19 protein-coding genes and 1 tRNA gene are annotated in these 21,237 nt (G+C 32.4%); 13 read left to right on the top strand and 7 right to left on the bottom strand.

The window, feature by feature from the left end; genetic code table 11:
* Positions 1-2: 2 nt before the first annotated feature.
* From HXZ74_RS07820 to HXZ74_RS07800, 5 genes are all read left to right on the top strand, one after another.
* A tRNA-Asp gene (locus HXZ74_RS07820) sits at positions 3-79 on the top strand.
* A gap of 121 nt (positions 80-200) precedes the next feature.
* Complete coding sequence (locus HXZ74_RS07815; protein ID WP_286474733.1) at positions 201-608, top strand: NUDIX hydrolase; 408 nt, start codon at positions 201-203, stop codon at positions 606-608.
* A gap of 73 nt (positions 609-681) precedes the next feature.
* Positions 682-945 carry a hypothetical protein gene (locus HXZ74_RS07810; protein ID WP_286474731.1) on the top strand — a complete coding sequence of 88 codons (264 nt, stop codon included), beginning with the start codon at positions 682-684 and terminating at the stop codon, positions 943-945.
* Positions 946-1,022: 77 nt separating this feature from the next.
* Positions 1,023-1,454, top strand: a complete 432-nt coding sequence (locus HXZ74_RS07805) for an RNA polymerase sigma factor (protein WP_435653706.1) — start codon at positions 1,023-1,025, stop codon at positions 1,452-1,454.
* Positions 1,444-2,031 carry a hypothetical protein gene (locus HXZ74_RS07800; protein ID WP_286474726.1) on the top strand — a complete coding sequence of 196 codons (588 nt, stop codon included), beginning with the start codon at positions 1,444-1,446 and terminating at the stop codon, positions 2,029-2,031. The genes HXZ74_RS07805 and HXZ74_RS07800 overlap by 11 nt, the downstream gene beginning before the upstream one ends.
* 19 nt (positions 2,032-2,050) lie before the next feature.
* On the opposite strand, the gene HXZ74_RS07795 is transcribed toward HXZ74_RS07800, so the two are convergent.
* Positions 2,051-3,376 (bottom strand): aspartyl protease family protein, encoded by a 1,326-nt coding sequence (locus HXZ74_RS07795; RefSeq protein WP_286474723.1) that lies wholly within the window; start codon positions 3,374-3,376, stop codon positions 2,051-2,053.
* 160 nt (positions 3,377-3,536) lie between these two features.
* Between HXZ74_RS07795 and HXZ74_RS07790 the strand changes: the two genes are divergently transcribed.
* On the top strand, positions 3,537-4,163 hold the full coding sequence (locus tag HXZ74_RS07790; protein WP_280061781.1) for a hypothetical protein: 627 nt from the start codon (positions 3,537-3,539) through the stop codon (positions 4,161-4,163).
* A gap of 21 nt (positions 4,164-4,184) precedes the next feature.
* Here the strand turns inward: HXZ74_RS07790 and HXZ74_RS07785 are convergent, their stop codons facing one another.
* A complete protein-coding gene (locus HXZ74_RS07785; protein WP_114998808.1) occupies positions 4,185-4,760 on the bottom strand; it encodes a hypothetical protein in 576 nt (191 codons plus the stop codon).
* Positions 4,761-4,936: 176 nt separating this feature from the next.
* Positions 4,937-6,250: an adenosylhomocysteinase gene (ahcY, locus tag HXZ74_RS07780; RefSeq protein ID WP_038331025.1), complete on the bottom strand. Its 1,314-nt coding sequence runs from the start codon at positions 6,248-6,250 to the stop codon at positions 4,937-4,939.
* A 74-nt stretch (positions 6,251-6,324) separates the two neighbouring features.
* Between ahcY and HXZ74_RS07775 the strand changes: the two genes are divergently transcribed.
* From HXZ74_RS07775 to HXZ74_RS07760, 4 genes are all read left to right on the top strand, one after another.
* Positions 6,325-6,954 carry a 4'-phosphopantetheinyl transferase family protein gene (locus HXZ74_RS07775; RefSeq protein ID WP_280050754.1) on the top strand — a complete coding sequence of 210 codons (630 nt, stop codon included), beginning with the start codon at positions 6,325-6,327 and terminating at the stop codon, positions 6,952-6,954.
* Between the two features lie 76 nt (positions 6,955-7,030).
* Complete coding sequence (gene pnuC / locus HXZ74_RS07770) at positions 7,031-7,714, top strand: nicotinamide riboside transporter PnuC (RefSeq protein ID WP_280061782.1); 684 nt, start codon at positions 7,031-7,033, stop codon at positions 7,712-7,714.
* A 67-nt stretch (positions 7,715-7,781) separates the two neighbouring features.
* On the top strand, positions 7,782-8,486 hold the full coding sequence (locus HXZ74_RS07765; RefSeq protein ID WP_280061783.1) for a Bax inhibitor-1/YccA family protein: 705 nt from the start codon (positions 7,782-7,784) through the stop codon (positions 8,484-8,486).
* Positions 8,487-8,555: 69 nt separating this feature from the next.
* Positions 8,556-9,272 (top strand): LOG family protein, encoded by a 717-nt coding sequence (locus HXZ74_RS07760; RefSeq protein ID WP_038331032.1) that lies wholly within the window; start codon positions 8,556-8,558, stop codon positions 9,270-9,272.
* Positions 9,273-9,328: 56 nt separating this feature from the next.
* Here HXZ74_RS07760 and HXZ74_RS07755 read toward each other — a convergent pair whose 3' ends face one another.
* The 4 genes from HXZ74_RS07755 to HXZ74_RS07740 form a co-directional block, all read right to left on the bottom strand.
* Positions 9,329-12,136: an alpha-amylase family glycosyl hydrolase gene (locus tag HXZ74_RS07755; RefSeq protein WP_114998818.1), complete on the bottom strand. Its 2,808-nt coding sequence runs from the start codon at positions 12,134-12,136 to the stop codon at positions 9,329-9,331.
* Positions 12,137-12,225: 89 nt separating this feature from the next.
* Positions 12,226-13,251, bottom strand: coding sequence for a SusE domain-containing protein (locus tag HXZ74_RS07750; protein WP_286474721.1), 1,026 nt, complete (start codon positions 13,249-13,251; stop codon positions 12,226-12,228).
* Position 13,252: 1 nt separating this feature from the next.
* Positions 13,253-14,878, bottom strand: a complete 1,626-nt coding sequence (locus tag HXZ74_RS07745) for a RagB/SusD family nutrient uptake outer membrane protein (protein ID WP_286474719.1) — start codon at positions 14,876-14,878, stop codon at positions 13,253-13,255.
* A 10-nt stretch (positions 14,879-14,888) separates the two neighbouring features.
* Positions 14,889-17,807, bottom strand: coding sequence for a SusC/RagA family TonB-linked outer membrane protein (locus HXZ74_RS07740; protein ID WP_286474714.1), 2,919 nt, complete (start codon positions 17,805-17,807; stop codon positions 14,889-14,891).
* Between the two features lie 224 nt (positions 17,808-18,031).
* Between HXZ74_RS07740 and HXZ74_RS07735 the strand changes: the two genes are divergently transcribed.
* The 3 genes from HXZ74_RS07735 to pgmB all read left to right on the top strand — a co-directional run bounded on the left by HXZ74_RS07735 (position 18,032) and on the right by pgmB (position 21,222).
* Positions 18,032-19,051, top strand: coding sequence for a LacI family DNA-binding transcriptional regulator (locus tag HXZ74_RS07735; protein WP_280045491.1), 1,020 nt, complete (start codon positions 18,032-18,034; stop codon positions 19,049-19,051).
* A 162-nt stretch (positions 19,052-19,213) separates the two neighbouring features.
* Entirely contained in the window at positions 19,214-20,560 is a 1,347-nt protein-coding gene (locus HXZ74_RS07730) for an MFS transporter (protein WP_114998827.1), read from the top strand.
* Between the two features lie 5 nt (positions 20,561-20,565).
* Positions 20,566-21,222 (top strand): beta-phosphoglucomutase, encoded by a 657-nt coding sequence (pgmB, locus tag HXZ74_RS07725; protein ID WP_280035343.1) that lies wholly within the window; start codon positions 20,566-20,568, stop codon positions 21,220-21,222.
* Positions 21,223-21,237: the final 15 nt, after the last annotated feature.

Here is a 21,237-nt window from a genome sequence, read left to right as displayed (position 1 = left end):
CTGATCCGGTAGTTCAGTTGGTTAGAATACTTGCCTGTCACGCAAGTGGTCGCGGGTTCGAGTCCCGTCCGGATCGCCAACTTTTATAAGCTTCACTTATTGTGAAGCTTTTTTTTGCTCCAAACTTTTTATTTTTGCATAACGCATAACGCATAACGCATAACGCATAACGCATAACGCATAACGCATAACGCATAACAATGAATCATATTTATTTGGTGAACGCCTTGGTTACAGATGAAACGGGTAGGATGTTAGCTGTCCGAAAAAAGAAATCGAAATTTTTTCAGATGGTTGGAGGAAAACGAGAACAAGATGAAGAATTATTAACCACACTTCGACGCGAATTTTTAGAAGAGATTAATGTTGATATTCTACAACATGATGTTTCATTTTTAGGGCAACACACTTCTATTGCTGTTAATGAAGTTAATACCGAAGTTCATGCAAATGTGTTTCATGTTAAATTAAAATCATTAGAAACGCTTAAAATCGCTTCTGAGATAGAAGAAATGGCGTGGATAACGAAAGAAAACTACAAAGAGTTCCAATTGGCTCATTTATTAGAAGAATTCAGTTTACCAATTTGGTTAGAAATGGTGTTTTAAATTTTTTTTCAAAAAAGTTTGTAACGTTTTTACTTTTTTGCTACTTACTAGTAAACACTAAAATAATTAAACGATGAAATCTATTTGGGAAACAACAGTTGAAAATAATGTTATCAGAATCGAGAATAATTGGTTTTCTGGCGAAAAACTTTTTGTAAATGATAAATTACAAGATTATCAAATTAACTATTTTTCTGCACCAATTTTAACGGGACATTTAATAAATTCTAAAGATGAAAAGTTAAATATCAAAGTAAATATTTTGCAAGAATTTTTCGGAGTCAATTGTATTTTATTTATCGACGATGAACAAGTTGCGTTGAAAAAAATAAAGTAACGATTTTGGAAGCTAAACAAACTCTTTTTTTAGAATTAATCGATCAACACAAAGGGATTTTACACAAAATCGCTAAGATGTATATGGATAATTCTGAAGATCAAAATGATTTGATACAAGAGATTGTTTTGCAGTTATGGAAATCTTTTGATCGTTTTGAAGGGAATGCACAATTTTCCACTTGGATGTATCGCGTTTCACTAAATACGGCACTAACTTTTTTCAAGAAAGAAAAAAAGAAAACAGATCGTCATACTTTTTTAGAAAATATTGATCAAGTAGATGAGGTGGATTCTGGTGAAAAAGAAACACAATTGGAATTGTTTTACAAAGCAGTTCATGAATTAAATAAAGTGGAAAAAGCATTGATTTTTCTGTTTTTGGAAGGACAAAGTCATAAAGAAATTGGCTCTAATTTGGGTATTTCGGAAGGAAATGCACGTGTAAAATTGAACAGAACAAAAGAAAAAATACAAATCATCATAAAAAAATACGGTTATGAATTTTGATGAATTACAAAAACAATGGGACAATCAATCTTCAGATGAAGTGAAAATTGATCCAAATCTTGAGCTTAATCAAGAAGCAAATACAATTATTGATAATGTAAGAAAAACATTAAAGAAAGATTTCTTTTTTCAAATTACAACATTTCCTTTATTGTTATCTACTCCATATTTATTTGAAGTAAATAATCAATTAATATGGTGGATAATGATTTGTTATTGCGCAACATTATTTGTGCCATTATATTATATTTTTAGATTTTACAAAAAGTCTTATAGGTTGGAGTATAATTCTTTAAAAAACCTTAATTGGTTTTATTATAATTATAAATCGTCGATAGAAGTTTATTATTTATATACATTAATATTTTGTATACTAATGATAATGTATATAGGAATAATAAATATTCAGAAAGAAAATGAAGTATTATTTAGTTCAATAAATGGAATTATTAGATATAGTATTGTTTTGATATTTTATTTAGTTTTTTGCATATATAGTTTAAAATGGTGGATTAATAAATTGTATAAAAAGAAATTAGTCGAATTAGAAAATATATTACATCAATTAGAAGAGTAACCCAAAAGTTACTCTTTTTTTAATACGGAATGTCAAGTACAAACTTAAATTTCATTGGGACATTATTTCGGAGGATTTCTACAGAAATTTGCTGAAATTCATTTTTAATCATAAATTTTTCGATATCATCTAAACTCATTTTATTCACTTGTTTTCCATCCAATTTTGTAAGTATATCATTTGCTTTCAAGCCCACTAAATCTGCATTCGATTTTTTACGAACTGCTTCTATTTTATAAACAGGTTTCATCACATATTGATAGTTAACTTTGTTTGTCGTGATAGAATTATATTCAGATATAGATGTATTTTGTGATACAATATTTATTTTTTCATTTTTCCATTCAAATTGATCGTGAATTATCGTTAATCCACTTCTGTTGTAGTGGAAAGCATCTTTGAAATTTCGATTGGGTTTATAATAAAACAACTGATTTTTATAATCTAAAATAATTGTAAATCTTCTCAAAATTTCATTTCCAAGAGAGCCTTTTCGATTATTTTTAAAGTTAAGATATTGGATTGATTCGATATCTGGAATGGCAATTAAAGGAAATTCTAGTTTATATTTTCCAAGGTTAGTAGATGAAATAACTCCACGCTTTCCATTGATCGAACCATTGAAACCTTTGCCCAATTCATACGAAAATACATATTGTAAAGGTGCTAAATTCTCAATTTGATTCTCGAAAAGCCACAAACCATCACTATTTCCGATATCTATCAACATTTTTTGATTCGTGTAAGTTGTTTGATGCGTAAAATCAACAGTTGTAAAAGGTTTTATTTCTGGACTTATTTCTAATGGATTTGATTGAAATTTTTTTAAATTTTTAACTTCAAGAATAGATTTATAAATGGTAATTTTTCTTTTTGCATAATCTATTTGAATTGGATGATTTTTGAAAAAGTCTGCACCAATTATACCGTGAACATCAAGTCCTAAGCGAGAAAAAAGATTAAAATTCTCGTCTTGTATCACGATAATATCCATATTGTTTGATGAATAATTTTTACCAATCTCGATTTGATTATTTGATGAAAAAAATCCTTTGGTATCGATGTTGTCTTTTCCTAAACCTTTTAAGTTTACTTGACGGAGATTATTTTTATTAATTGTTTCGTCGTATTGGCTAAATAAAATAGTTTCTTTAAGACCAGAATCTACAATGAAATTCATTTGATGACCATTGAATGTAATTGGAACAATAACTAAATTCTTGATAAATTGAAATGAAATTGTCTCTTTATTTACATTTTCGGCCAAAGAAAGTTCTTTTTTTTGTGCATGAGTTAGTAAAAAAGTAAACACAAAAATTATTGAAAGTAATAATCTAATTTTCATTCAAATTTCAGTTTTTATTAAAATTATGCAAAAAAAATGATGTGATAATAAGATTATTCTTAATGTTAGAATTAAAACTTTAACATGTTATTGTGTAACCTTTGTGAATTTTGAACATCTATATTTTATAAAATTGATAAATGATTTAAAAACCAAATAGATGACAAAAATTTACTTCCTTTTTTTATGTTTTATAACGTTTGCAAATGCGCAAGATTATAAAAAAGATACGATAGAATTGCATGAAACGATTTTGTATGATAAAAGCAAATTTCGATTGAAACGTGTTGGTCCAGAAACAAAATCTAAAAGTATTTGTCTTCAATTTTCTACAATAAAAGATAGTGTAAAATGGAATAAACCGATCATAGAAAGTTTTATTCAGGTGAATGCTCCTAAGAAAGATTTTATTGTAAAAGCGATTAATTTTAATTTTTCATATCCTCCAAAAGAAGAAAGTTTAAAATTTAATTTAAAACTATATAAATCGTCTAAAAATACTCCTGTTGATACTGTATTTTTTGAAAAGAATAATATTGAGATTTCTCCAAGTGATATTGTAAATCAATCGTACAAACTTGATTTAACCGATGATAACATTAGTTATAATGACGAATTTTATATAAGTGTTTTGATGACAAAAAGATTGGTTGATGAATTTGTTTGTTTAAGTGGTGTTATTTTGTCGAATGGATTTACAAGAAACTTAACGACAAATGGAGGTTTTGAGAAAAATCCTTTGGGAGCAAAACCATCTGTAAACGCTGATTTATTGATAAAAAGATAAAAGAGCTTTTCAGCTCTTTTATTATCGTGGTGTTGCCCAACCCCAAGATGCTGGCGGAGTTTCAATTTCTTTTGTCAAGTCAAAATAGACGTTGAAAGGTGTTTTAGAACCTGCTTTTTGCAAATTGTAACTAAACGTTTTATCATCTAAGGTAATCCACCAAATATTTGTAGAAGCATAATCTATTAAGGTTGCAGTTTCTTGATCGGCAGGAAACATCTGGAAATTTTTGAAACCATAATTTGTATTTGTTCCTCCATAAAATGTAATTGTTTCCGAAGTTCCATTTTCGTGACGATGATCGTGTTTTAGCGTGATGATTCCATCTTTTTTAGTCAAAATCCACGTTCTCGAATAATTATCACCAACATTGAACGGAATTTTAATTTCGTTTGCAGAACAACTTTTTACATGCATGGTCAATTTTTTACCTGCAAAATCATCGCGCGTAATATGTTCAGGCAATTTGCCTTCGTAAGCTTTACCGCAATGTTTTTCGAGATTTTTCCAGAATATTTCTGAAGGTTTTTCGGTTTGTGCAAAAAGTGAGGAACAACCAATTAAAACGAATCCAAGTTGTAAACATTTTTTAATCATAATCAGTAATAAAAATTATTCAATAATGATTTAAAGATAATATTTTAAAAATGATTAAGCGTTGTTTGTCTATTTGGAAATAAAGACTAACAAAAAAGCCCTCGCTTGTTCAGGGCGAGGGCATATAGTTAAGTGCTTTTTTCTTTTTTCAAATAAAAATTCTGAATTAAAATTAATTAATATCTATAATATTCTGGTTTAAATGGTCCTTCAACCGTTACACCAATGTATTCTGCTTGTTCTTGAGATAAAACTTCTAATTCTACTCCTAATTTAGCTAAATGCAATTCTGCAACTTTTTCATCTAAATGCTTAGGTAAAGTATATACTTCGTTTTTGTAAGCTGATGAATTTGTCCACAATTCGATTTGAGCTAAAGTTTGGTTAGAGAAAGAGTTTGACATCACAAAAGAAGGGTGTCCTGTTGCACAACCTAAGTTTACTAAACGTCCTTCAGCCAAAATGATGATGTCATTTCCGTTGATGTTGTATTTGTCAACTTGTGGTTTAATTTCTTCTTTCGTGTTTCCGTAATTTCCGTTTAACCAAGCCATATCGATTTCGTTATCGAAGTGACCAATGTTACACACAACTACTTTGTCTTTCATTTTCTCGAAATGCTCTGCACGTACAATTCCAAAGTTACCAGTAGTCGTAATTACGATATCAGCGTTTGCAACCACTGTATCTAATTTTTTTACTTCGTAACCTTCCATAGATGCTTGTAAAGCACAAATAGGGTCGATTTCTGTTACTGTAACAATTGCTCCAGCACCACGGAAAGAAGCCGCTGTACCTTTACCAACATCACCAAATCCACAAACTACAACACGTTTACCAGCGATCATCAAGTCAGTAGCACGTTTGATAGCATCTACTGCAGATTCGCGACATCCGTATTTGTTGTCGAATTTAGATTTTGTTACAGAATCATTTACGTTAATTGCAGGCATAGGCAATGTACCTTTCTCCATTCTTTCGTAAAGACGGTGTACACCCGTAGTTGTTTCTTCTGATAATCCTTTGATCTCAGCAACCAATTCTGGGTAACGATCAATCACCATATTCGTTAAGTCTCCACCATCATCCAAAATCATGTTTAATGGTTTGCGATCTTCTCCGAAGAATAATGTTTGCTCGATACACCAATCGAATTCCTCTTCGTTCATCCCTTTCCAAGCATACACAGGAATCCCAGCAGCAGCAATTGCAGCAGCAGCGTGATCTTGTGTAGAGAAAATATTACATGACGACCATGTAACATCAGCTCCTAAAGCAACCAACGTTTCGATTAATACTGCAGTTTGGATTGTCATGTGTAGACAACCTGCAATGCGAGCACCTTTCAAAGGTTGAGCAGCTTTGTACTCTTCACGGATAGCCATCAACCCAGGCATTTCTGCCTCAGCCAACGTAATTTCCTTTCTTCCCCACTCAGCTAAAGAAATATCTTTAACTTTGTATGGAATGTATTGCGTTTTTGTATCCATCAATTGATATATTTAACTAACTTTTTTTTAAAGTTTATAAGGAACAAATTTACAAACAAATTTCGATTAATAAAATGCCCGTTATCGATTATATTAACGATTTTAAACATACCCGCATTATCACGTGGAATGTAACAGAATCGAATGAAGAATTATTAGAATATCTTCATTTAGAGGATTATAGAATAGAAAAATATAATAATCTTCGACCTAAACAGGCCAGAGAATATCTTGGTTTGCGCGCTTGTCTAAAGAAATTGGACTTGGATTATGATGTAAATTATGACGAACGTGGAAAACCTTTTTTGCCTACAAATAAAGAAATTTCCATCACACATTCCTATGGATTGGTTTCTGTTGGCGTGAGCGAATATAATATTGGGATTGATATTGAATTGGCTCGACCAAGAAAAATTTTGAACATCAAACATAAATTTGCGCGTCCAGATGAAATAGCTTGGATTCCGCAAGAGCATGAAATTGAATATTTGCATGTGATTTGGGGAATGAAAGAAGGTTTGTACAAATTGAATGGTGGAAATCTTTGGAATTTTCTGAATCATTATCGTGCAGAAGAATTTGAATTAGTAGAGAATAAACAATTTATTTGTTGGATTTCGGATGATGTGAAATCTCGAAAATATCATGCATTCTATAAAATGATTGGTGAATATTATTTGGTTTGGGTGTTGGATTATGAATAGATCGAAGTTAGAAATTACGAATTTAGATTTTTGATTTACGATTTAGAATGAATTATTTTTAACTCACAACTTAACAATGAACGATTTTATTGATTACATCCTTGCGCCTTACAAAACTTATTCTACGCTGAATATCTTGCTAGAAACGATAGCAACGTTGTTCGGAATTATTTCAGTTTATTATACCTACAAACGCAATATTTGGGTTTATCCAACTACAATTATTTCGACGTTTATTTTCATTTATTTATTTTTTAATTGGGGATTATATGGTGAGACGATTATTAATGTTTACTATACTTCGATGGCGATTTATGGTTGGATTTTGTGGCAAAAAAATCTCGAAGCCGATCATAAACATGTTGACGTATCATGGGCAACGAAGAAAGAATATCTGTACGCAACGTTACTTTTCGCGTTGAGTTTTCTCTTTATTTTGACGATTTATTATTTCCGTCCAGTCATTCAAAACGGGTTTGATTTCAGTTTTATCAATCAATGTAAATTACATTATACCAAAATTGATTTTATAGACGCATCGACGACTGCTATTTTTTTGATTGGAATGTGGATGATGGCGAGACGAAAAATTGACAACTGGTATTTCTGGATTATCGGCGATTTAATCATGATTCCATTAATGATTTACAAAGGAGCAGTCATCACTTCGGTGCAATATATTGTCTTGTTGATTTTATCATTTATTGGATTAATCGATTGGATAAAATCAGTCAAAAATTCACAGAAAATAGTGAGTTAAGAAATAATTTAAAATTAGTATTTTAGCCTTATAAATTGAATTTGAAAAACCTATAAAAATTACGAATATGGAAAATCAACACGTATATCAACAAAACCAATTGGTTGCAGAAGCAACAAGCGTAGAAAGGGCAAATTTCTATAAACATACTTACGGACACGTTGCTGGAGGAGTTTTGGTATTTGTTTTAATCGAATCTTTGATGTTAAAATCAGAAGCATTAGTGAGCTTTATGTTAAGTTTAACTTCTGGATATCTTTGGCTTATTTTACTAGCAGGTTTCATGGGAATTACATGGGTTGCACAAAAAATGGCGTACGGATCGATTTCAAAATCTAAACAATATTTAGGCTACTTTTTATACATAGTTGCAGAAGCTTTAATCTTTGTGCCAATGCTTTACATTGCCTTGTATTATGGCGGAACTTATGTGATAAAACAAGCAGCCGTTGTAACAGGCGGATTATTTGTAGGATTATCAGCTATTGTATTTTTAACAAAAGCAGATTTCTCTATCTTACGAGGAGCATTAACTATAGGATTTTTCTTAGCAATTGGATTGATTATTGCAGGAATGTTATTCGGGTTCGATTTAGGATTATGGTTCTCAGTAGGAATGTGCGTCTTAGCTGGTGGAGCAATTTTGTACAACACTCACCAATTAAAATATGAGTTCGGAACACAACAATATGTTGCAGCGGCATTGTCGTTATTTGCTTCATTAATGTTATTGTTCTGGTATATTTTGAGAATTTTTATGAGTAGAGATTAATCATTAAGAAACAATAAATTTGTATATTGAACCGTAGCATTTTTGTTGCGGTTTTTTTATTTAAATAATATGACAGATAAAGAAAAAGAAGACGATAGAATACAATCTCCGTTTCGACCAAAAGATTGGAATGAGATTAGAATAAATGATTCTTGGGCGTTGTTCAAGATTATGGCAGAGTTTGTAAATGGTTACGAAGTAATGTCTAAAATAGGACCTTGTGTGTCTATTTTTGGTTCGGCACGTACTTCGTCAGATCATCCATATTATGCTTTAGCAGAAGATATTGCATACCGATTAACACAGATTGGTTTTGGAGTAATTACTGGTGGAGGTCCTGCAATTATGGAAGCTGCAAACAAAGGAGCGCAAAAGGGTGGAGGAACTTCTGTTGGATTGGGAATTACATTGCCTTTCGAAACAGAATTGAACAAATATATCGACCGCGAGTATGAAATTAATTTCGATTATTTCTTTGCACGAAAAGTAATGTTTGTGAAATATTCACAAGGATTTATTGGAATGCCAGGAGGTTTCGGAACGTTAGACGAATTGTTTGAGTCGATGACATTAGTACAAACGAAGAAAACAGGACGTTTCCCGATTGTGTTAGTCGGAACTGAATATTGGTCAGGTTTGATTGATTGGATCAAAGAAACAGTTTTGAGAGAAGGTTATATTTCTGAGAAAGATTTGGATCTTTTCCGTTTGGTTGATACAGCGGAAGAAGCCGTTGCTCATATCAAAAATTTCTACGAAAAATATAATATTAAGCTTAATTTTTAAGCAACAAAAAAACCTCATCAATTGATGAGGTTTTTTTATTTCATAAAGAATGATAATTATTGTTTAATTAATTTAGATGTTCCAATTTTTCCATTTTTAGCTTCAATATCAAGAATGTAAATTCCTTTTGGTAATTCTTTGATGTTAAATTGATGTATCGCTGAAAATTTTCCTGAAAATTCTTTGACCAGTTTTCCTGTTAAATCATATATTTTTACTTTTTCTGAATGAATATTTAGTGAAAAAGAAGAAGAAACTGGATTTGGAGTTATAGAAATCTTCTCTGTTTTAACCTCGATATTGTCCATTGATAAATTTGCTTTTGCATTCCCATAAATTCTGAATTCACCTGGATTTAGATTAATTGTAAACGATGAATTTGTATTGATTACATTCAGCGTTGTTTCGTCCATTAAATTGTACCAATTTCCTACAAATGGAAAAAGTGGCGCAATTGCTTGAGTACTTGTAGTGAAGTTTGCAATCACAATAACTTCATATAAATCAGAAGTTGATAATAAGTTATTTGTAATCTGAACACGAGGTTTTAAATCGCCAGATGTAATCGTATAATTATCAGTTTCGAAAACTTTGTTGTTTAATTTAAGTCCAATAATTTTTGCCCAAACATCATAAACAGATTTTCTATCAGTATTTGTTAAATAACCAATTTCGCTTGGAATTGGTTTTGGATTGGTACGGCATCCGTCACTATTTGTCTCATCTTGACAATGATTAATCGAGTAATCGTATCCTAATTCTCCGAATTGCCACAACATTTTAGGACCAGGAATTGTAAATAAAACTGCACCAAGAGCTTTTTGTCTTTCTAAAGAAGTTTTTAAATCTTTTACATTATAGGTTCCTGAAGATGCACCATATTGTAAATTCTTGTACATCATTCTTTCCTCATCATGACTTTCTGCGTAAGCAACTAAATGTTTTTTCGTAAAACCTTTTACAGTATGTTTTAACCAATCAAAATTGCTATCCGAAGCATATCCCATTGTATTCTGATTGAAATTGTTTGTCGCTTTCCCCCAAAGCATAATTCCTTTCCCTTCGTTAATGCGATAATTTGCCCATTCTGTTTCTTCTTGTGCAGAACCATTATTTCCTAAATGCTCAAAAATGATGTAAGAATTTGGATCAATTGTCCATTGCATATCAGCATATTTCTTTAAAATTGCTACACGATCAGCTTGATATCCGTTTGTACAAGTTTCATCAGAAGGCGTACAATTTTGAGTAAATCCTTTTGTTAAATCCCATCTAAAACCATCAATTTTGAACTCTTCAATCCAATGTTTTAATGTACGTTGCACATAATTTTGAGTTGGCGTTAATTGATGATTCAAGTCGTAACCAACATTGTAACTATGTTTTGCGGTTTGATTAACATAAGGATTTGTAGAGGTTGGTTCTCCAAAACCATCTCCATCAAAATCATTCATCCACATTCTAACCAACGGAGAACGACCATAAACGTGATTTAAAGCAACATCTAAAATGATTGAAATTCCATTTTGATGACATAAATCGATGAATTCTTTCATTTTATCTGCTGGTCCATAAGCTTTATCCAAAGCAAGATGATAAGCGGTATTATAACCCCAAGAAATATTTCCTTCAAATTCCATTACAGGCATCACTTCGATAGCGTTGATGTTTAATTTTTTGAAATAGTCAAAATCATCAATTAAAGATTGCCACGTTTTTGTCGAATTGAAATCACGAATTAATAATTCGTAAATCATCAAATTTTCTTTATTTGGACGAGCAAAATTGGAAACTTTCCAATTGTATTTTGTTTGATTTGTTTGTAAAACCGAAACTTCAAATTGTTGTCCAGTTGGATAAACAGGCATATTTGGATACGTAGCTGCGGTAATATGCGGATCATCATAAGGCGATAAAACTAAAGTCGAATAAGGATCGGCAGTTTTGATTCCATCACTTGTACGGTATTGAAATGTATAAATTTCATTAGCTTTAAGATTAGATAATTCAATCCAATATAAATCTTTGTTTGTTGTATCACGATTCATTACATATTGATCAGAAAGTTGCCAATTATTGAAACTTCCAATCACATGAATAAACTCTTTTTGTGGTGCGTATAAAACCAAATATGCTTTTGAAGAATCATTATCCAAGTAATTAATTCCTTCATGTAAATTGGTCGGAATTGCCACATCTTTCACTGTTGGTTTGATATTAACAGAAAATGATTTACTTATCGTTTGACCATTAAAAGTTGCATTTAATGTATAATTCTGATTTTGAGAAATGGTATAATTTTTATCAAAAGTTGTTGAATTACTTAATGCATCAATTTGAGTTCCGTTGGCTGATAATGTCCAATTAGCAGATTTTGTAGCTGTCGCTTTGATGTTAAAATTTGATCCTAAAGAAACATTTGTAATCGAATTTTCTAGCGGATTAGCTAAAGTAAATTTGAAAGAACCTACCGAAATAGAAAGATCCGTAGTTTGTTGTTTTCCATCTGCATTTCTAAAAACAATATTTATTGCAGTAATATTTTTAGAAGTATCAACTCCATAGAATTGATAAATAGAATTCGGGATTTCTAATTTGTAGGTTGATCCAGAAACGAAAGTTAATTTGGGTTGAGTAGTATTATTTCCCCAACTTCCAATTACATTTTCCCATTGTTTTCCATCGATAGTTACGCCTGTATGCGCATAAATATCTCCTGAATAATTGGCTAGACCTGTTCCCGTTTTGTCGAAGTTTATTACAACTGCTTGGTTTGCTTCGGGTGGAGAAGGATCTGTTGTAATTTGTGCTTTAGTAAAAGATATTACCATTAAAAGCATCAAAATAGATAGAATGTTTTTCATGTTTTGTGTGGTTTTAGAAAAAAAGCCATTAAAAAACGTAATTGAATTTTAATGGCTTTTAAAAAATTATTTGTTGATGAGAAAAAATTTTATTGAGCTTCTACTGTATAAGTTTTCTTGTTGAAATTAGCTGTGATTTTATATTTCCCAGCTTTTATTTTGATGTTAGTACCGTCTTTGTCTGTTAATTCTCCTGCATTACTTGTACCACCAAAATTTGTTCCCCAATCATTATTTAAACGGAATTTAAATTCTCCATCTTTTAATGTTGTAGTAATAGTCCAAGCATCTAAAGTACCATCATAAGACAATTTTTGGTCTGGACCATCCCATCCGTTTGCTGTAGCGTCACCTACTAATCCCCAAGAATAGTTATCTAATTTATAAGTTAGATTTGTTAAGTCCATAGTTATCTTGTAAGTACCGGCATCTACTGCGATGTTTTTACCTCCTTTTTCAAGTTTACCATTAGATCCACCATAATCTAACTCCCATTTGTTGTCTTGACGGAATTTGATTTCACCACCTTTTAAATCTGTATACGCTACAAATACATTTGTAACATCAGTTTTCCAAAACGGAACGTCCGGTCCGTCCCAACCGTTAGGAGCTGCAGAACCAACAACACCCCAATTTGTAGATAAATCTGTTGGATATGGCGTTATTTTTAATATATTGACATTAGAAATTAACTGTTGAGAACCAGGAGTACCAACTGTAGAAACAATACGATATTCTATTTCTCCTTCTTTAAAAGGTTCTAATCCTAAAGCAATAACTGCTAAATTCAATTCTTTTACGGTAACATCAGCTGTTAATGTTGAAGTTGAAGTAAGAACTTGATGATTTTCAAAATTATCTCCTTTTACATCAATTTGTAATTCATATTTAGGAGGAGTATTTGTTCCATAATTTGCGGCACTCCAATTAAATGTCATTGCTGTATTTGCAGCATTTTCTTCTAATAATTCAATTGTTGATGAAGCAGGTGTTTCTACTTTCGGTGCAACAAAATTTGAGGGATCTAATTTGATGATATCTTCATCATCGCTACATGCGCTTAAGGCAAAAATACTCGCACAAGCTAACGAAATATATTTTATAAAATTTTTCATCTTAATAACCTGGGTTTTGAGTTAAGTTTGGATTAATGACAATAATATTGTTTGGAATTGGGAAGATAGCTTTTGTAGCATCTACAGAAGTTCCGTTTTGAACGCCTCCTTTCCAAGGCCAATTGTAATTGTTAGTATATTTACTGAAACGAATTAAATCAGTTCTACGCGTTCCTTCCCAGTACAATTCTCTTGATCTTTCAGCTAAAATGAAATCTAAGTTTAATTGTCCGTCAGTAATATTACCTGAAGTATTTCCATATGCACGAGTTCTTAATTCGTTGATTAAGTTTAATGCAGTAGCGCGATCTCCACCAATTCCTCCACGTAAAACAGCTTCGGCATAGTTTAAATAAACTTCTGCTAAACGAATTACTGGAACGTCTGTGTCAACATATTCTCCTGTTGCATCGTTTGCACTTTTTCCGTCTGAACGTTTGTTAGACCATTTGTAAACAGCATAACCTTCTCCAAATGTACCTATGTTGTTAATTTCAAAAGTTTGTCCATCTGTAAAGAACATCGCACGTTTATCTTTCCATGCAGTTGGATTTCCGTTACTGTCTTTTGTTGTAACAGCATCTGTAAATTGATTCACCAATGCTTTTGTAGAACGAGGACCTCCCCATCCACCATTTACACCGTAATCAGCAGCAACCATTTTTCCACCAATTGCAGCTTTTACTAAGAAAGTGGAACCTCCGTAGGTACGAGAATTATTTCCATCAAAGTTTAAAACGAAAATAGCTTCGTTTTGCGCGCCATTCGTATTATTATCAGCTAAAAATAATTCGTCATAAGCAGAACCATTTTTATTTCCATCAGTTGTGTTAAGCGTATATCCAGCTTGCATAGCTAATTTAGAATAAGTAATAGCTTCTGTATATTTTGCTTGACCAATCCAAGTTTCTGCATTTAGATATAAACGAGATAATAATGCTTCGGCAGCTGCTTTGTCTACACGTCCGTATTCGTTTGCGCGACCAGCTTTTAATTCAGCTTCGATTGCTTTTAATTCGCTCTCAACGAAAGTGAAAATCTCTTTACGATTGCTTTGTTTTGGTAATTCAGAAGAAACTTCTGTTACTAACGGAACATTCGCATATAAATCCATTAAGCTATAATAAGCATATGCTCTAATGAAACGCGCTTCAGCTACATATTCTTTCACTTCTGGAGTTGTACTAGATAAAGCTTCAGCATTTGCAATAAACGAATTAGAGAAAGAAACGGTTTGTGCTAAACGATAATACATTGCTTCAACAAAACTGTTACTTGCTCCCCAAGAAATCTCATGCAAGTTTGGTAAACCTGGGTCTCCCCAACCAACAATAGATTCGTCTGTTGTCAATACATTTAAGTTGAACATTAAACGAGTATATTGAGAAGCACCTTCGTCAATACCTTGAATATCTCCACTTCCCGCAGGTCCTTTTTGTCCCGTAAGCGCTAAAGAAGCGTATACTTTTGCTAAAGCAGATTTTGCTGTAGCAGCATCTTTGAATACATCAAATTGTGTATAAGTATCTGGATCATTTGGCATTAAATCTAAATCATCATGACATGAAGAAACAGAGAAAGCCAATGCCGCAGCTAAAATATATGTTGAAATTTTAATCTTTTTCATTGTAGTTTTCTTAGAAATTAACATTTAAACCAAATACATACGTTCTCGGTCTTGGATAAAAACTATTATCAATTCCGCGGTAAATTTCAGGATCTAAACCGCTGTAATTTGTGAATACAGCTACGTTTTGAACCGCTCCATAAAGACGAATATCCAATCCTTTGATCGCTTGTTTTAGGTTGTAACCTAATGTAATGTTATCAATACGGAAGAAAGATGCATCTTCTATAAAGTGGTCACTTAACAAATTAGTTTCTGTGATACTTGTGAAACCAGTGTTGTAGTAGCTTGAAAGCACATTAGATAAATAGTTTTGACCATTTCCTGTCGCTTTTTTGCTGTAACCTTTAGACGAAGCCATGTTGTTGTAAGCATAGTTTCCGATGTTAGCACGAGCAGTTGCACTTAAATCCCAATTTTTGTAACGGAAGAATGTATTGAATCCCATTGTTACTTTTGCGAAAGGACTTTTGTGAATATAACGGTCTTTTTCGTTGATGATTCCGTCGTTGTTCAAATCTTCGTAAGCTCCTTCGATTGGTTTTCCGTTTGCATCATAAATCTGCTTGTATACATAGAAACTAAATGGTTCTTCTCCTTCACGTTGAATTTGAATATTGTTACCAGTTCCTCCATCGATACCACCTGTTAAGTTATCAGTAGGTATGTTGACAATTTTATTATCATTGAAAGCGATGTTGTATCCAAAAGACCAATCAAAATCTTTTGTTTTTACGATATCAGCGTTGATGCTAAATTCGATTCCTTTGTTTTCCATATCACCGATATTTTTATCGATCATATTTCCAAAGTTTGTAAATGGATCTACATAAACACTCGCAATTAAATCACTTGTCTTTTTCTTGTAAACGTCTAATGTACCATAGATTCTATTTTTGAATAAAGAGTAATCAATACCAGCATTTAATGTACTCGAAATTTCCCATTTCAAATCACCATTAAATGGTTGAGGACGATAAGTTTGATAGAATGTTGAACCAAATTGATAATAAGCAGTTGATTCTGATCCTTGATAACGCGTTAAGAATTGGAAGTTTCCTAATCCGTTTACATTACCAACTTTACCATAACCTACGCGTAATTTCAAATCATTTACAACAGAACTTCCTTTTAAGAATTCTTCTTTAGAAATATTCCATGCAATAGCTGCAGAAGGGAAATAACCCCATTGGTTGTCGTGGCTTAATTTTGAAGAAGCATCTGCACGCATAGTCGCTGTTAAGATGTAACGATTATCAAAATTATAGTTTAAACGTCCGAAGTATGATAATAAAGAATATTGATCACGGTCTACAAAACGAAATTGATCAGAACCTTGTTGTTCTAATTCACTATCGTAATTGGTGTTGTATGTGTTAAAGTACTGATAACTGTAACCTCCAACAACAGTTAATCCATGTTGTCCAAAATCTTTGTTGAATGTTAAATATGCATCAAATAATTTGTTGTAGAACTGCGCACTAAAAGTTGTTTTAGAACCATCCCAAGTCAAAGAAGAACTTGGCATATTTGCAGTCGTTACATTGCGTCCGTTTGCATTAGAAATATCATAACCTACATTTACCGTTGCAGTAACAGATGGTAAGAAATGTAATTTATAATCCATTTTTGCATTTCCTACAAAACGGCGAACTTCAGATGTATCTCTGTTTTCATTGATTAATGCAACTGGGTTAGTTGGTGCTAAATTGTGTTTTACAGCTCCATCCATCCAAGTGTGGTAACCTCCAAATACATTTGCTCCAGAATAAACTGGTTGAGTTGGGTCGTACTCTAAAGCAGCTCCAATAGCACCTCTGTTTGCAAATTGATTTTCGATATAAGAACCACGAGCATTCAATTCAAATTTTAAGTGATCATCTAAGAAAGATGGACTCAAGTTCATAGAAGCTGTTGTACGATTGATGTTATCTCCTTTCAAAATACCATCTTGATCTGTATTAGAAATAGAAAAACGAGAAGGCATTTTACCTCCAATATTTCCTGTTGCACTAAAATTGTGATCAAAACCTACAGCAGTTTTATAAATTTCTTTTTGCCAATCTGTATTTGCATTACCTAAACGAGCAATTTCGTCAGCTGTTCCTACAGATTTTACCAATTCACGGAATTGATCTGCATTCATTACGTCAATATAACCTTCTGGTTGATAAATTGATGTAACTGAATTATAGTTAAAACGGAATTTTTTCCCTTTACCTTTTTTAGTTGTAACCATTACAACACCATTCGCAGCACGAGAACCATAAATAGCAGTTGCCGAAGCATCTTTCAGAATAGTCATCGTTTCGATGTCGTTAGGATTTAAGAAATCCAAAGGATTTCGAGAACCTCCAATATTTACTTCAGATAAAGGAACGCCATCTACCACATATAATGGTTGAGAGTTTAATGATAACGAACTATTACCACGAATGATAATGTTTTGTCCATCACCAGGAGCTCCACCAGCAGATGTTACCACAACACCAGCGATTTTTCCAGTCACTAATTCTTGTGCAGAAGTGATTGATCCTTTATTGAAATCTTCTGAATTTAATTGATTTACAGAACCTGTAACATCTTCTTTTTTTGCTGTACCATATCCAATTACAACAACTTCTTTCAAGTTTTCTGTCGTTTTAGACATACGAAGTTGTAATTGTGTTTGTCCCGCAAAAGTTATTTCTTGATCGTCATAACCAAAAAAACTGATAACAATTATATCACCATCGTTCGCTTCTAATGTAAAATTTCCTTTTTCATCAGAAACTGTCGATTCTCCTGTTGTAATGTTCGAAACATCTGCACCAGCTAAAACCGTGTTATTAGCGCTATCTTGTACTGTTCCTTTTATCGCAGTTTGTGCAGATAAAATAGCAGGGCTTGATAAAACTAATGCTAGAAGAGATTGTTTTAAAATCCTCATATATTTTTCGTTTTGTTTCGTTAATTATTAATTTATATTTTTACTTCTCATTACCAAATGTAAGTCGTTTAATTGATTGATTGTGTATGTAATACACCGACTAACTAAACGAAAACGTTTTCGTGTTAATAAATAATTAAATTAATTGTTAGCGCTTGTTAATTTTTAATAAAAAAGACGGAAATTAGTAGAATAAGATTGATGGTTAAGGTAGAAAGAAGATTATGAAAAAGAATTTGACATTAAAACAGATTGCAAAAGAGTTAGATGTTTCGATATCAACGGTTTCTAAAGCGTTGAAAAATAGCGAAGAGATTAGTGCTGCAACGAAACAAAAGATTCAAGCATTTGCAAAATTATACAACTACAAACCGAATAATATTGCATTAAGTCTAAAGAATCGAAAAACGAAAACAATTGCTGTGATTATTCCCGAAATCGTTCACGATTTTTTCGCGATGGTAATTAGTGGGATCGAAAATTTAGCAAATCAATATGGTTATAATGTATTAATTTGTTTGTCAAATGAATCGTACGAACGCGAAGTTATTAATATGGAGATGCTTGCGGCGGGTAGTATAGATGGATTTGTAATTTCTCTTTCAAAAGAAACTCAAGCCAAAAAAGATTATCATCATATCAAAGAAATCATCAACCAAGGAATGCCAGTTGTGATGTTCGATCGTGTAACACGTGAGGTTTATACCGATAAAGTTATTATTGATGATGTACTTGCGACACAAGAAGCAATTCAATATTTTATAAGTAAAGGACGCAAGAAAATCGGCTTTATTACGACGCCAGATTATATAAGTGTCGGACGCTTAAGAACCGAAGGATATAAAAGAACGTTGGAAGCGAATGGAATTGAAATTGACGAAAACTTGATTTTGCGTGTAGAAGACGAGAGTCAGTTGGACACTATGATTGATGAATTTTTCGAAAAAAATAAATTTGACGCAGTAATGGCAGTAAATGAATTATATGCCGTAAAAGTTTTGAGAGCTGCATTGAAAAAAGGAATTAAAGTGCCAGAAGAGTTACATTTAATTGCTTTTACAGATGGTGTAATTTCCAAGAACTCAATTCCAAGCATTTCTACAGTCAAACAAAATGCATTCAAAATGGGTGAGATTGCTGCGCGTTTATTGATTCAAAAATTAGAGTCAGAAAACGAGCACGAACATTACATTACCGAAGTTGTCGGAACTGAATTATTACACCGAGAAACTACAACGATTTAGTAAGTTTTTTTTGGTTAAATAATTGTTACAGTTGCAATAATCCCAAAAAAAAGTTTTAACATTGTAAACAAATCAAAACATATTTTTACTTCTCAAATTACAAAAATATAGTTTTGATAAGCATAAAACGCTTATCGTAAAATACATAAAAAAATTACGATAATGGGAAAGCGTAGATTAGGATTTCTTGAAATCTGGAATTTAAGTTTCGGATATTTAGGAGTTCAAATGGGTTTCGCCTTGCAAAACGCAAATGCGAGCCGTATTCTAAGTTCATTTGGTGCTGATGTGCACGAATTGTCTTGGTTTTGGATTGTTGCACCGTTAATGGGATTGATTGTTCAGCCTATTATTGGTCATTATTCAGATAATACTTGGTCCAAATTTGGACGAAGAAAACCATACTTTTTAGTAGGAGCTTTATTGGCTTCTTTCGGATTAATCTTAATGCCACAAGCAGGTGCATTTACGGCATTGATGCCTGCATTATGGATGGGCGCTGGATTCTTGATGATAATGGATGCTTCATTCAATATCGCCATGGAACCGATGCGCGCATTTGTAGCTGATATGTTGCCTTCGGATCAACGTACATTAGGATATTCAATTCAAACTGTAATTATTGGTTTAGGGGCTGTTGTAGGTTCGTGGTTACCTTATATTTTGAGCAACTGGTTTGGTGTTTCAAGTGTTGCAGCGGAAGGAGAAGTTCCGTTTCACTTAATTTTATCATTCATTATTGGAGCAATCGCAATTATTGTAACCGTTTTAATCACCATTTTTACAACAAAAGAATATTCGCCAGAAGAATTAGACGCTTTCGAAAAAGCAGAAGGTAGAGAACCAATTGTTGAAGAAAAAGCAAGCTTAACACAGATTTTTACCGATTTTGGAAATATGCCAAAAACGATGAAACAATTAGGCTTGGTGCAATTTTTTACGTGGTTTGCATTATTCGGAATGTGGGTATTCGCTACACCAGCAATCGCTCATCATGTGTACGGTTTGTCTTTGAGTGATACACATTCAGAAACATATCAAAAAGCAGGAGATTGGGTTGGAATTATCTTCGGTGTTTACAACGGAATTTCTGCAATTTTCGCCTTCTTTTTACCTGCAATCGCCTTAAAATTTGGTCGAAAAACAACACACGCTATTTCATTAATTTGTGGAGGATTAGGATTAATTTCAATCTATTTTATTCACGATCCAAAATTATTAATCCTTTCCATGATCGGAGTAGGAATTGCTTGGGCAAGTATCTTATCGATGCCTTATGCAATTTTAGCAGGAGCAATTCCAGCTAAAAAAATGGGTGTTTACATGGGGATTTTTAATTTCTTCATTTGTATGCCTCAAATCATTAACGCTCTTTTGGGCGGTCCAATTGTAAAATATTTATATCACGATAATCCAATCTACGCCATTGTTACCAGCGGTGTTGCGCTAATTATTGCAGCACTTTTTGTAACGCGCGTAAAAGATGTGGATGAACCAATCAAAGCATAATCATTTTGAAAACTAAAGTATTTATTTTTGATTTAGATGGTGTCATCGTTGACACTGCAAAGTACCATTATTTAGCATGGAAAAAATTAGCGAATAATCTAAATATCGATTTTACGCATGAACATAACGAATTATTGAAAGGTGTTTCTCGTGTGCGATCATTAGAAATTATTCTCGGATTGGGAAATGTTGAAGCTTCTGATGAGCAGAAAAACGAATGGTTAGTTCAGAAGAACAAAGAATATTTAGAATACATCGATAAGATGGACGATTCTGAAATTTTACCAGGTGTAATGGACGTTTTAAACTTTCTAAAAGAAAACAATCAACCAATTATTTTGGGATCGGCTTCTAAAAATGCGCGTCCAATTTTGGAGAAAGTTAATATTTTAAACTACTTCGATGATATCGTGGACGGAAACGATGTTTCTAACGCAAAACCAGATCCAGAAGTTTTTATCGTTGGAGCGAAAAAAGCAAATCAAACAAACGAAAATTCAATTGTATTTGAAGATTCTGTTGCAGGAATTGAAGCTGCAAATGTTGCAGGAATGACAAGCATCGGAATTGGAGAAGCTTCGGTTTTGAATGAAGCAAAATACAACTTTAATAATTTTACTGAAATCTCAACAGATTTCTTGGTCGAATTAATCAATCAATAATTATACAAACTACAT

Source organism: Empedobacter sp. R750 (assembly GCF_030324345.1).
Taxonomy (GTDB): Bacteria; Bacteroidota; Bacteroidia; order Flavobacteriales; family Weeksellaceae; genus Empedobacter; species Empedobacter falsenii_C.
This window is presented reverse-complemented; position numbering and strand designations above follow the sequence as displayed.

What these genes read in the sequence shown, in the direction of transcription:
- HXZ74_RS07815 (WP_286474733.1), top strand. Translation starts at nt 201, where the DNA reads ATGAATCATATTTATTTGGTGAACGCCTTGGTTACAGATGAAACGGGT.
- HXZ74_RS07810 (WP_286474731.1), top strand. Translation starts at nt 682, where the DNA reads ATGAAATCTATTTGGGAAACAACAGTTGAAAATAATGTTATCAGAATC.
- HXZ74_RS07805 (WP_435653706.1), top strand. Translation starts at nt 1,023, where the DNA reads ATGTATATGGATAATTCTGAAGATCAAAATGATTTGATACAAGAGATT.
- HXZ74_RS07800 (WP_286474726.1), top strand. Translation starts at nt 1,444, where the DNA reads ATGAATTTTGATGAATTACAAAAACAATGGGACAATCAATCTTCAGAT.
- HXZ74_RS07795 (WP_286474723.1), bottom strand. Translation starts at nt 3,376, where the DNA reads ATGAAAATTAGATTATTACTTTCAATAATTTTTGTGTTTACTTTTTTA.
- HXZ74_RS07790 (WP_280061781.1), top strand. Translation starts at nt 3,537, where the DNA reads ATGACAAAAATTTACTTCCTTTTTTTATGTTTTATAACGTTTGCAAAT.
- HXZ74_RS07785 (WP_114998808.1), bottom strand. Translation starts at nt 4,760, where the DNA reads ATGATTAAAAAATGTTTACAACTTGGATTCGTTTTAATTGGTTGTTCC.
- ahcY (WP_038331025.1), bottom strand. Translation starts at nt 6,250, where the DNA reads ATGGATACAAAAACGCAATACATTCCATACAAAGTTAAAGATATTTCT.
- HXZ74_RS07775 (WP_280050754.1), top strand. Translation starts at nt 6,325, where the DNA reads ATGCCCGTTATCGATTATATTAACGATTTTAAACATACCCGCATTATC.
- pnuC (WP_280061782.1), top strand. Translation starts at nt 7,031, where the DNA reads ATGAACGATTTTATTGATTACATCCTTGCGCCTTACAAAACTTATTCT.
- HXZ74_RS07765 (WP_280061783.1), top strand. Translation starts at nt 7,782, where the DNA reads ATGGAAAATCAACACGTATATCAACAAAACCAATTGGTTGCAGAAGCA.
- HXZ74_RS07760 (WP_038331032.1), top strand. Translation starts at nt 8,556, where the DNA reads ATGACAGATAAAGAAAAAGAAGACGATAGAATACAATCTCCGTTTCGA.
- HXZ74_RS07755 (WP_114998818.1), bottom strand. Translation starts at nt 12,136, where the DNA reads ATGAAAAACATTCTATCTATTTTGATGCTTTTAATGGTAATATCTTTT.
- HXZ74_RS07750 (WP_286474721.1), bottom strand. Translation starts at nt 13,251, where the DNA reads ATGAAAAATTTTATAAAATATATTTCGTTAGCTTGTGCGAGTATTTTT.
- HXZ74_RS07745 (WP_286474719.1), bottom strand. Translation starts at nt 14,878, where the DNA reads ATGAAAAAGATTAAAATTTCAACATATATTTTAGCTGCGGCATTGGCT.
- HXZ74_RS07740 (WP_286474714.1), bottom strand. Translation starts at nt 17,807, where the DNA reads ATGAGGATTTTAAAACAATCTCTTCTAGCATTAGTTTTATCAAGCCCT.
- HXZ74_RS07735 (WP_280045491.1), top strand. Translation starts at nt 18,032, where the DNA reads ATGAAAAAGAATTTGACATTAAAACAGATTGCAAAAGAGTTAGATGTT.
- HXZ74_RS07730 (WP_114998827.1), top strand. Translation starts at nt 19,214, where the DNA reads ATGGGAAAGCGTAGATTAGGATTTCTTGAAATCTGGAATTTAAGTTTC.